Source organism: Streptomyces sp. NPDC004134 (assembly GCF_042874195.1).
Lineage (GTDB): Bacteria > Actinomycetota > Actinomycetes > Streptomycetales > Streptomycetaceae > Streptomyces.
The window spans coordinates 22,280-34,034 of the sequence record NZ_JBIAMS010000003.1; the positions used below are offsets into that span (position 1 = coordinate 22,280).

At 71.3% G+C, this 11,755-nt stretch carries 10 protein-coding genes; all 10 read left to right on the top strand.

Annotated features, from left to right (window positions below; all coding sequences use genetic code 11):
- Window positions 1-149: 149 nt before the first annotated feature.
- Window positions 150-1,271 (top strand): prephenate dehydrogenase, encoded by a 1,122-nt coding sequence (locus tag ACFYVJ_RS05465; RefSeq protein ID WP_388886854.1) that lies wholly within the window; start codon window positions 150-152, stop codon window positions 1,269-1,271.
- Between the two features lie 181 nt (window positions 1,272-1,452).
- Window positions 1,453-2,847 carry a PLP-dependent aminotransferase family protein gene (locus ACFYVJ_RS05470; RefSeq protein ID WP_388886855.1) on the top strand — a complete coding sequence of 465 codons (1,395 nt, stop codon included), beginning with the start codon at window positions 1,453-1,455 and terminating at the stop codon, window positions 2,845-2,847.
- Between the two features lie 125 nt (window positions 2,848-2,972).
- Entirely contained in the window at window positions 2,973-4,103 is a 1,131-nt protein-coding gene (gene dpgA, locus ACFYVJ_RS05475) for a 3,5-dihydroxyphenylacetyl-CoA synthase DpgA (RefSeq protein ID WP_388887342.1), read from the top strand.
- 14 nt (window positions 4,104-4,117) lie between these two features.
- On the top strand, window positions 4,118-4,780 hold the full coding sequence (gene dpgB, locus ACFYVJ_RS05480) for an enoyl-CoA-hydratase DpgB (protein ID WP_388886857.1): 663 nt from the start codon (window positions 4,118-4,120) through the stop codon (window positions 4,778-4,780).
- Window positions 4,777-6,081 (top strand): (3,5-dihydroxyphenyl)acetyl-CoA 1,2-dioxygenase DpgC, encoded by a 1,305-nt coding sequence (dpgC, locus tag ACFYVJ_RS05485; RefSeq protein ID WP_388886859.1) that lies wholly within the window; start codon window positions 4,777-4,779, stop codon window positions 6,079-6,081. The genes dpgB and dpgC overlap by 4 nt, the downstream gene beginning before the upstream one ends.
- A 110-nt stretch (window positions 6,082-6,191) precedes the next feature.
- A complete protein-coding gene (locus ACFYVJ_RS05490; protein WP_388886861.1) occupies window positions 6,192-6,995 on the top strand; it encodes an alpha/beta fold hydrolase in 804 nt (267 codons plus the stop codon).
- Window positions 6,996-7,240: 245 nt separating this feature from the next.
- Window positions 7,241-7,894, top strand: a complete 654-nt coding sequence (locus ACFYVJ_RS05495) for a response regulator transcription factor (RefSeq protein ID WP_047020619.1) — start codon at window positions 7,241-7,243, stop codon at window positions 7,892-7,894.
- A 9-nt stretch (window positions 7,895-7,903) separates the two neighbouring features.
- Complete coding sequence (locus tag ACFYVJ_RS05500; RefSeq protein ID WP_388886863.1) at window positions 7,904-9,205, top strand: sensor histidine kinase; 1,302 nt, start codon at window positions 7,904-7,906, stop codon at window positions 9,203-9,205.
- A 150-nt stretch (window positions 9,206-9,355) separates the two neighbouring features.
- Window positions 9,356-9,586, top strand: coding sequence for an MbtH family protein (locus tag ACFYVJ_RS05505; RefSeq protein WP_047019284.1), 231 nt, complete (start codon window positions 9,356-9,358; stop codon window positions 9,584-9,586).
- A gap of 43 nt (window positions 9,587-9,629) precedes the next feature.
- Entirely contained in the window at window positions 9,630-11,747 is a 2,118-nt protein-coding gene (locus ACFYVJ_RS05510) for an ABC transporter ATP-binding protein (protein WP_388887343.1), read from the top strand.
- Window positions 11,748-11,755: the final 8 nt, after the last annotated feature.

The following is an 11,755-nucleotide window of genomic DNA, read 5'->3' on the forward strand; positions in this document are numbered from 1 at the left end:
GAGCGTCTTTTCTGGACTGTCATCCTGGTGGTCGGCGGCCGCCGGTGCATAAGCTGTTGCGCCGTTTCCGCTATTCGGTCCACGGCTTTCTGGCGGGATCTTTCCGAGCGCAATCCTTCGATCAGGTTCTTTCGGACAGGGGATGTCTGGTGATTCGCTCCATAGCCGTCGTGGGCACCGGCCTGATCGGCACCTCCGTGGCCCTGGCCGCCGGCCGCCAGGGGGTGACCGTGTACCTCTCCGACAGCGACGCCACCGCCGCCCGCACCGCCGCGGCGCTGGGCGCGGGACTCGCCGAGGAGCCGCCGGGGCCGGTCGACCTGGCCGTGATCGCCGTCCCGCCCAGCAGGGTGGGCACGGTGCTGGTCGACGTGCAGCGCAGCGGCCTCGCCCAGGCGTATACCGACGTCGGGAGCGTGAAGGCCGTGCCGGAACGGGCCGCGCTGAACGCCGCGCCCCAGCCCGCGCGTTACGTCGGCGGGCACCCGCTGGCCGGCCGCGAGCGCTCCGGGCCGCTGGCGGCCCGCGGCACCCTCTTCGAGGGCCGCCCCTGGGTGCTCACCCCGTCGCGGCTCACCTCCCCGGCCACCCTGGAGAGGGGCCGCCGGCTGGCCGAGCTGTGCGGTGCCGTCCCGCTCGTGATGGCCAGCCGCGCCCACGACGACGCCGTCGCCCTGACCTCCCACGTTCCACACCTGCTGGCCAGCCTGATGGCGGCCCGGCTGCGGGACGACCCCGCCGGGGTCTCCCGGCTGGCCGGCCAGGGGCTGCGCGACGTCACGCGGATCGCGGGCGGCGACTCCCGGCTGTGGGCGGACATCATCGAGACCAACGCGGCGGCTCTCGCCGGGGTGGTACGGAACGTGCACGCCGACCTCACCCGGCTGGTGCCGGCGCTCGACGCCCTCGCCGGGCACGGCGCCGGGGACCGCGAGGAGGGCCTGCGGACCGTCGTCGACCTGCTCGACCGCGGCATCGCCGGCCTCGGCGCTATCCCCGGTGCCCGTCCAGAACCCCCCGGGCACACCCCCGCGCTGCGGGTGGCCGTCCCGGGCCGCCCGGGGGAGTTGGGGCGCTTCCTCGGGGCGGTCGCGGGCCTCGGCGTGGATACCGAGAGCGCGTCGGTGGACACCGCCGCGGGCGGCGGATTCACGGTACGGTGCCGCGTGCACCCGTCCGACGTCTGCAGAATCGCGGCGAAACTCAAGGCCGACGGGTGGGACGCGGAGACCGAGGGCGGAGACGCCGAACTCACACCCGCTCCCGGGTGAACCGCGCCGCTTTTCATGAACGCGTACGCGACCGTCCAACCGCGGAAATCGTCCAAGTGCGTTTACCCGTGTCCAAGTGTGCAGATTGCACTCTTGGACGGCGTTGTCGAAATACCCGGAGGCGTGCTTTTCTAAGCGCCGTAAGACGACTTCATCAATTGCCTTCGCGTGGGGGAATTCCATGGCTGCTCCGGGTCCCGAAGCACTCGTCGCGGGCGCCGTGCCGAACACGCAGGCGCCGGGCGCCACCGCGCCCCCGACGCCCGCCTCGTCCGCGCGCACGCTGCGCAAGGCCGAGCTGCACGGCAGCGTGTCCGACCCCCTGCTGGACACGATGAACTTCCTCAACGAGATCACGCTCCGCTACCCCGACGCGATCTCCTTCGCCCCCGGCCGGCCGTACGACGGTTTCTTCGACACCGAGCAGGTCTTCACGCACATGCGGACCTACCTCGACCACCTGGCCGCGCACGGCGGCACCCCGGAGGACATCCGCACCGCCCTCTACCAGTACGGCCCGACCGCCGGTCAGATCCGCGAGATCATCGCCGAGTCGCTGCGCGCCGACGAGGGCATCGACGTGCCGGCCGAGTCCGTCGTCGTGACCGTCGGCGCTCAGGAGGCCATGCTGCTGGTGCTGCGTGCGCTCATCGGCGGACCCGACGACGTACTGATGGTCGCCAGTCCGTGCTATGTCGGCATCACCGGGGCGGCCCGGCTGCTCGACATCGCCGTGCTCCCCGTGGAGGAACGGGAAGACGGCTTCCACCCCGCCGATCTCGAAGCGGCGGTGCTGGCGGAGAAGGCACGCGGCCGCCGCCCCCGCGCCTTCTACCTGGTCCCCGATCACTCCAACCCGTCCGGCACCACGCTCACGGCGCGGGCCCGCACGGACCTGCTCGACCTGGCCGCACGGCACGACCTGCTCATCCTGGAGGACAGCCCGTACCGGCTGGTGAGCCCGGGACCGCCGCCGCCCACCCTGAAGTCGCTCGACCGCACCCGCTGCGTCGTCCACCTCGGGTCGTACTCCAAGACCGTCTTTCCCGGCGCCCGCGTCGGCTTCGCCATCGCCGACCAGACCGTCACCGACGACTCCGGGGCCACCAGCCTGCTCGCCGACGAACTCGCCAAGATCAAGAGCATGGTGACGGTCAACACCCCGTCGCTGAGCCAGGCGGCGGTCGCCGGCGCGCTGCTGGCCGCGCAGGGGCTCGTCTCCGAGCTGAACTCCCGCGCGGCGGCGTACTACGGAGACGCCATGCGGGCCATGCTCCGGGCCCTGGACGAGCGGCTGCCCGCCGACCGCAGGAGCGCGCTGGGGGTGCGGTGGAACCGGCCGGAGGGCGGCTTCTTCCTCACCGTGCACGTGCCGTTCCCCGCCGGGAACGCGGCGCTCACCCGTTCCGCCCAGGACTTCGGCGTCATCTGGACGCCGATGAGCCACTTCTACCCGGGCGCCGGCGGCGGCCACCGCGCCCTCCGGCTCTCCACCAGCTATCTGACCACCGAGGAGATCGACGAGGGCACCGCGCGCCTCGCCCGCTTCATCGAAGCCGAGACCAGGGCCGCGTGACACCGCGCCCGGCCGGTCTCCTTCCTCCATCCGTCCGAATCCAGCGGGAAAGGACCGCACGTGAACGGCATCAGCGGAGCACGACGACCGCGTAGCAAGAAGCGCATGTGGGGGTGGACCTTCCGATGATCACCGGCGTGGAGAGCGCGGAGCTCCTGGATCCGCGGTCCGCGACAGCACAGGTGCCCGGCCCGTACCGGCCCCGCATCCTCGGGGTGGGCACGGCCGCCACCCCCACGACGTACACCCAGCAGGAGGTGCTCGACGCCTTCGGCATCACCGACCCCAGAATCAGCTCCGTCTTCCTCAACAGCGCGATAGAGCGGCGGCATCTGACGCTGCCCGCTCCGGACGAGCACGGAGTCCGGCACTCCGAGCCGCAGGGCGACCTGCTCGACAAGCACAAGGCCACCGCGATCGAGATGGGCGCCGAAGCCCTCCGCGCCTGCCTGAAGAGCGCCGGCCACGAGCTGTCGGACCTGCGCCACCTGTGCTGCGTGACGTCCACCGGCTTCCTCACCCCGGGGCTCAGCGCGCTGCTGATCCGCGAGTTGGGCATCGACCGGCACTGCAGCCGCTCCGACATCGTCGGCATGGGCTGCAACGCGGGGCTGAACGCGCTGAACGTCGTCAGCGGCTGGTCCGCCGCCCACCCGGGCGAACTCGCCGTCGTCCTCTGTGCCGAAGCCTGCTCCGCGGCGTACGCGTTCGACGAGACCATGCGCACCGCCGTCGTCAACAGCCTGTTCGGCGACGGTGCCGCCGCGGTCGCGCTCATGTCCGGTGCGCCCGCCGCCGGACCCGACGGGGCCCGCGGCCCGGACGTGCTGAAGTTCGCCAGTTGCCTGATCCCCGAGGCGCTGGAGGCGATGCGCTACGACTGGGACCGCGGCCAGGACCGGTTCAGCTTCTTCCTCGACCCGCTGATCCCCTACGTCGTCGGCGCCCACGCCGAACTCGTCGTGGACCGGCTGCTGGAGGACACCGGCCTGCGCCGCAGCGACATCCGGCACTGGCTGGTGCACTCCGGCGGCAAGAAGGTGATAGACGCCGTCGTCGTCAACCTCGGGCTCACCCGCCACGACGTCCGCCACACGGTCGGCGTACTGCGCGACTACGGCAACGTGTCGAGCGGCTCGTTCCTGTTCTCGTACGAGCGGCTGCTCGACGAGGACGTCACCCACCCCGGAGACCACGGCGTGCTCATGACCATGGGCCCGGGCTCCACGATCGAAACGGCCCTGGTCCGATGGTGAGAGCGGAGGGTGCGATGAGCGATACGCTCACGCTGAGAATCGACGGGGCCGAGCCGCCGACGGCCGCGGCCGTCAAGGCATTAGGCGCCGTCTGCGACGAGGCGGAGGACGGCGGCGGCACCGGCATCGTCACCGTGTACGTCACCGGGGCTCCCGAGCCGGGCTGGACCCGGGGGCTCGACGTCCAACTGGTCAGCAAGTGGGAGCGGGCGCTGCGCCGGCTCGAACGGCTGCCGGCGGCCACGGTAGCGGTCGCGGCCCGCGACTGCGGCGGCACCGCGCTCGACGCCCTCCTCGCCGCCGACATCCGCGTCGCCACCCCCGGCACCCGGCTGCTCGTCGCCCGGGACGGGGAGGCCACCTGGCCCGGCATGGCGAGCTACCGGCTCGTCCAACTGGCCGGCGCCGCCGGCATCCGCCGTGCCGTGCTCTTCGGCCTGCCCATCGACGCCACCGAGGCACTGGCGCTGGGCCTCGTCGACGACCTCGCGCCGGACCCCGCGAGCGGCGTCGCCGCGGCCGCCGGGCTGGCCGCAGGACTGTCCGGCAAGGAACTCGCCATCCGCAGGCAGTTGCTCTTCGACGCCACCACGACCAGCTTCGAAGACGCACTCGGCCGGCACCTCGCGGCCTGCGACCGGTCGCTGCGGGCGGACGCCGCCCGGGTGGTCTCGTGACCGCGGACGTGCGGGCGGCAACCGCCCGCGGCGGCTGGGCGGACGTCTCCTCGGCGCTCGCCCGCGCCCAGGAGACGATCGCCGCGCTGCCGCCGCCCGGTGCCCGCACGGCCGCCCAGCGGACCCGGGCCGCCGGCGTGCTCGACGAGGCCCGCGCGCTGCGCACCGCCTTCCTCGACACCCACGTCGACGCCGTCTACGACCGGCTCACCGACGGCCGCTCCACACCCCTGCGGCTCGCCGACCTGGTTTCCGCCGCCGCCGTCGCGTACCCCGGGCTCGTACCGACCGCCGGGCAACTGGCCGCCGAGCGTGCACGCTTCCAGGCCGACAAAGAAGGCCACGAGATCGACCAGGGAATCTTCCTGCGGGCCGTGCTCGCCTCCCATGTCGCCGGCGCCCACCTGCTCGACGCCATGCTGCGCCCCACGCCGCGCGCACTGGAACTGCTGCCGCGGTTCACCGAGACAGGACTGGTCGACACCCGCTCTGTCCGGCTCGAACGGCGGGACGCGGCCGCGTATCTGACCATGCACCGCGACGACTGCCTCAACGCCGAGGACGAGCAGCAGGTCGAGGACATGGAGACCGCCGTCGACCTCGCGCTCCTCGACCCCGGTGTCCGCGTGGCCGTGCTGCGCGGCGGCGAGATGACCCATCCGCGCTACCGTGGCAAACGCGTCTTCAGCGCCGGGATCAACCTCAAGAGCCTGCACGCCGGCGGCATCTCGCTGGTGGGCTTCCTGCTCCGCCGGGAGCTGGGCTACATCCACAAGATCGTCCGCGGGGTGCGCGGCGTCGGCGGCGCTCCCTGGCACTCCCGCACCGTGGAGAAACCCTGGATCGCGGCGGTCGACACCTTCGCCATCGGCGGCGGCATGCAACTGCTCCTCGTCTGCGACCACGTGCTCGCCGCCTCGGACGCCTACGTGTCCCTGCCCGCAGCCCGCGAGGGCATCGTGCCGGGCGCCGGGAACTTCCGGCTCGGCCGCCACACCGGCCCGCGGATCTCCCGGCAGGTCATCCTTCAGGACCGCCGGCTGCCCGCGACCGACCCCGACGCGCGGCTGGTCCTGGACGAGGTGGTGGAGCCGGCCGGGATGGACGACGCGATCGCCGCCGCCGTCGACCGGCTCGGCGGCCCCGCCGTCGTACCCAACCGGCACATGCTCAACGTCGCCGAGGAGCCGGTGGACGAGTTCCGGCGCTACATGGCCGAGTTCGCGCTGCAGCAGGCCCTGCGGATCCACGGCGCGGACGTCGTCGGCAAGGCCGGCAGGTTCACGCGGCGGTCGGCATGACCACCGTCCGCCGCGGCCGGGCTCCCGGCCGCGGCGGACGACGTATCCGCCCGTAGCGAGACCCGCCACCGCAGGAACCGCGGACCGCCCACAGGAAAGGAGCGAGCCAGATGCCCACCGCGAGGATCGACGGGATCACCCTCGGCTTCGACGACCACGGCACGGGGGACCCGGTCGTCATGGTCACGGGCACCGGCGCCCCCGGACGGATCTGGCGCACCCACCAGGTGCCCGCTCTCACCGCCGCCGGTCACCGGGTGATCACCGTCGACAACCGCGGCATGCCCCCGAGCGACCCGTGCCCCGAAGGCTTCACCCTCGCCGACATGGCAGCCGACACCGCCGGGCTCATCGAGCACCTGGATCTCGCCCCGTGCCGCGTCGTCGGCTTCTCCCTCGGCGCCAGCATCGTCCAGGGACTCCTCCTCGCCCGCCCCGAACTGGTCCGGCAGGCCGTCCTCATGGCGCCCACGGGGCGCGCCGACGGCCTGGTCTCGGCCATGACCGCCGCCGAACTCGACCTCTGCGACAGCGGCGTGAAGCTCCCCCCGCGCTACGCCGCGTACGTCAACGCCCTCCAGAACCTCTCCCCGCAGACTCTGAACGACGAGGCGACCCTGAGGGACTGGCTCGACGTCTTCGAGATGACGGCAGTCGACATGTCGGCGTTCCGCGGGCAACTGGGACTGCAGACGACGGTCGGCCGGATCGGTGCGTACCCGCCCATATCCTGCCCGTGCCTGGTCATCGGCTTCGGCGACGACCTCGTCATTCGCCCGCACCTGTCGCGCGAGGTCGCCGCCGCCATTCCCGATGCCGCCTATGTCGAGATCCCCGGCTGCGGCCACTACGGCTATCTGGAGCGGCCGGACGTCGTCAACGCGGCGATCCTCGACTTCTTCGCCCCCGCCTGAGCGCGCCCTCCGCGCCCGCCACCAGCGGGAAGCCCCGGCCGGAACCCATCCGCTGAAACCCCGGCCCTACGCCCGGCCCGCTAATCTGAAGGCGGTTCCAACCGAGCACGGGGACACGACGAAGTGAAGCGCTGTGACCGCAGTGTGACGCAAGGTGGGGGATCGTCAGCCGTGATGGGCGTTCTCGAACGCCCGTCCGCCGCATCCTCGCCGAGCGCCCGCGAGACCTCCGGCAGGTGCCGCTGATGAGGGTTCTGGTAGTCGAAGACCACGCTGAGCTGGCCGACTCGGTGGCACGGGTGCTGCGCCGGGAGGGTATGGCCGTCGATGTCGTGTACGACGGATCCGACGCGCTGGAGCGCACGATGACCGTCGACTACGACGTCGTCGTCCTCGACCGCGACCTCCCCGGTGTCCACGGCGACGAGGTGTGCAAGGAACTGGTCTCCCAGCCCCACCATGCGCGGGTGCTGATGCTCACCGCCTCGGGGACGATCATCGACCGCGTCGAGGGACTGAACCTCGGCGCCGACGACTATCTGCCCAAACCCTTCGCCTACGCCGAGCTGGTCGCCCGGCTGCGCGCCCTCGCCCGCCGGGCCCAGCCCGCCGTACCCCCGGTGCTGGAGCACGGCGACCTCCGGCTCGACCCCGCCCAGCGCTTCGCCACCCGCGGCGGCGAACGCCTGACGCTCACCCCGAAGGAACTCGCCGTCCTGGAGTGCCTGCTCTCCGCCCAGGGCCGGGTGGTCTCGGCGGAGGAACTCCTCGAGCGCGTCTGGGACGAGGCGGCCGACCCGTTCACCACCACGGTGAAGACCACGATCAACCGCCTGCGCTCCAAGCTCGGTCTGCCCCCGGTGATCGAGACGGTGCCGCGGAGCGGCTACCGGATTTGAGGTACGCCCATGGGGCTGTCGCGACCGCACCCGGCCGTCCTGAAGCGCGTCGGCGCGCTGTCCGCGCAGCTCACCCCCCGGCGGGTCCGGGTGCGCCTCACCCTCCTGTACGGCTCGCTGTTCGTCCTCTCCGGTGCCGTACTGCTGGCGATCACGTACTTCCTCGTCGCCCGTCCCTCCGGCGGTCTGGTGACGTTCAAGGACGTGCAGTACGGCTCCGCCCAGTCCTCCGCCCAGGCGGACACCCGCACCTACCGGCTGGACGAGGATCTCGGCAACCAGGAGAGCGGCATCGTCGAGGGGATGCGCCAGCAGGCGTGGCAGCAGCGGGAGGCGATGCTCGACCGGCTGCTCATGCAGTCCGGGCTCGCCCTCGCCATCATGTCGGTCATCGCCATCGGCCTCGGCTGGGTGGTCGCCGGCCGTGTCCTGCGCCCCCTGCGCACCATGACGAGCACCATCCGGCACATCTCCGCGCGCAACCTGCACGAGCGCCTGGCCACCGGCGGCCCGCCCGACGAGCTGAAGGACCTCGCCGACACCGTCAACGGGCTGCTCGGCAGGCTGGAGACGGCGCTCGAATCCCAGAAGAGATTCGTCGCCAACGCGGCCCACGAGCTGCGCACACCCCTCACCCTCGAACACGCGCTGCTGGAGGAAACCCTCATCGACCGCGGCGCCACCCTCGAGTCCTTCCGCGCCAACTTCGAGCGGCTGCTGACGATCAGCAAGCAGCAGGCCACGCTCCTGGAGTCGCTCCTCACCCTGTCCAGCAGCGACCGCGGCCTGGAAAGCCGGGAACCGCTCGACCTCGCCGCGCTCACCCACGAGGTCATTCCCGCGTTCCGGCCGGAGATCGGCCGGCGGGAGCTGGCCGTCCGCTCGGCCATCGAACCGGCCCGCATCTCCGGGGACTCGGCGCTCATCCACCGCCTGGTGGCCAACCTCCTCGACAACGCCATCGACTACAACGTTCCCGGCGGCACCGTCGAGATCGCCACCGGAGTACGGGACGGGGGCGCCTACCTCTCCGTCCGCAACACCGGCGCCGAGGTGCCGCCGGACCAGGTCGAGCGACTCTTCCACCCCTTCCAGCGGCTCCGCCGCACCGCCGGTGACGGCCACCACGGGCTGGGTCTGTCGATCGTCCGCTCCATCGCCACCGCTCACGGCGCCACCCTGACCGCCGAGGCCAGAGCCGGCGGCGGGCTGGCCGTGACCGTCGCCTTCCCGCTGCGCGACGACGGGCCCGGCGAGAAGGCCCGGGCGGCCAGGCTCGCGGAGCCCGGCGCCGCGTCGGCCCATTTCTGAGACCGCCCTTTCCGTTTCCCTCGAATAACACCCGTCCAACTGCTAAGAATTCACAGTTGGACGGCCTTCCGGTTGTCCAACCTTGTCGCCTTCTGCCCGCCTGGTTAGTGTGTATTCCGACTTGAGGAAACCCCACCGACGGGAGCGGTCATGGCGAATCCGTTCGACAACGAGAACGGCACTTTTCTGGTGCTGGTCAACGACGAGAACCAGCATTCCCTCTGGCCTGCCTTCGCCGAAGTCCCCGCCGGCTGGAAGTCCGTGTTCGGCGAGGAGAGCCGGAAGGCGTGCATGGACTACATCGAGGAGAACTGGACGGACATGCGGCCGAAGAGCCTGATCGACGAGATGGACCGGCAGGAGCAGGCCGCCGCCCGCTAGGACGCCCCGGCCCGACGACGAACACTGGAGGTAATTCGTGGCCATGATTGGCGGCTCCGGGCCGGTCATCATGCGCGCCGGCGGGCCGGATTCGGTCACCAGGCAGAAGGTGAAGAAGGGTACCGCCAAGCGGATCCTTCCCTACACCCGGCCGCACCGACTCAGAATTTCGGTGCTGTTCGCGGTCACCGCACTCAATGCGGGAATCGTGGTGGCCGTTCCCATTCTCTTCAAATACCTCATCGACAACGGCATCATGCCGCGGGACACCTCCGTCGTCGTCTGGATCTCCGTCGCAGTCGCGGTCCTCTCACTCCTGCAGACCGTCGTCGGCTTCGCCGAGGCATGGCTCTCCGGGAAGGTCAGCGAAGGGCTCATCTACGACCTCCGTACGGAGGTCTTCGATCACGTACAGCGCCAGCCGCTCGGCTTCTTCACCCGCGCCCAGACCGGATCGCTGGTCAGCCGCCTGAACACCGATGTCGTGGGCGCCCAGCAGGCTCTGACCTCGCTGCTGTCCACCGTCGTCTCCGCCGGCCTGACCGCGCTGCTCGTCCTCGGGGCGATGTTCTACCTCTCCTGGGCGATCACGCTGATCAGCCTCGTGATGCTGCCGCTCTTCATCCTCCCCGGCAAAGTCGTCGGCCACCGGCTGCAGCGCGTCATGCGCGAACACATGCAGGTCAACGGCGAGATCGGCGCCTTCATGAGCGAGCGGTTCAACGTCACCGGCGCGCTGCTCGCCAAGCTCTACGGCCGTCCGGAGACCGAGAACGGCATGTTCGCCGACCTCGCCGGCAAGGGCCGCGATCTCGGGGTCCGGGCGTCGGTCTACTCGAAGCTGCTGTTCCTGTCGATGATGCTCGTCGGCTCCTTGTCCACCGCGCTGGTCTACGGGCTCGGCGGCGGCCTCGTGATCGAGGGCGTCTTCCAGATCGGCACGCTGGTGGCGCTCGCCACCCTGCTCACCCGGCTGCTCGCGCCGATCAACCAACTCTCCGGCGCCCAGCGGGACATCCTGATGGCCCTGGTCAGCTTCGACCGGCTCTTCGAGATCCTCGATCTCAAGCCGCTCATCCAGGAGAAGGCGGACGCCCGCGCCCTGCCCGCGGTCACCGTGCATGGTGCGACCGAGAACGGAGCCCCTGCGAACGGTCCCGGGGTGAACGGGGCATCGGCGAACGGCGCCGGTGCCCCGCCGAGCGCACCTGAGATCGAGTTCTCGGGAGTCTCCTTCCGCTACCCGTCCGCGGCCGACGTCTCCCTCGCCTCCTTGGAGTCCCTGGCGGGCCCAGCACCCCGGCGCGGCGATACCTCCTGGACCCTGCGGGGACTGAACTTCACCGCCCCCGCGGGCAAGCTCACCGCCCTCGTCGGCCCCTCCGGCGCCGGCAAGACGACCATCACCCACCTGGTGCCGCGGCTCTACGACCCAGGCGAGGGCGTCGTCCGGATCGGCGGCCACGACCTGCGGGACCTGACGCTGGCGTCGCTCCGCGACACCGTCGGCATGGTGACTCAGGACGCCCACCTGTTCCACACCACCATCCGGCAGAACCTCCAGTACGCCCGCCCGGACGCCACCGAGAAGGACATGATCGAAGCCTGCCGGGCGGCCCAGATCTGGAGCCTGATCGAGGCGCTGCCCGACGGCCTCGACACCCTCGTGGGGGACCGGGGTTACCGGATGTCCGGTGGTGAGAAGCAGCGCATCGCCATGGCCCGGCTCCTGCTCAAGGCCCCGCCGATCGTGGTCCTCGACGAGGCGACCGCCCATCTGGACTCCGAGTCCGAGGCGGCCCTGCAGCGGGCCCTCAAGACGGCCCTCACGGGCAGGACCTCACTGGTGATCGCCCACCGGCTCTCCACCATCCGGGACGCCGACCAGATCCTGGTCATCGACCAGGGCCAGGTCCAGGAGCACGGCACCCACGACGAACTGCTCGAACTCGACGGCCTGTACGCCGAGCTGTACCGCACGCAGTTCTCCCGCCAGCCGAAGAACGATGTCCCGGTCCCGGAGATGGCCCCGATGCCACCGAACGGCCCGATGATGGACGGCCCGCCGCAGGGAATACTCATCGGCCCCGGTCCGGGAATGGGCCCCGGCCCCGGAATGGGCGGGCCCGGTCCCGTCCTGCACGGCCCGGGGCCGCGTTAGCCCACGAG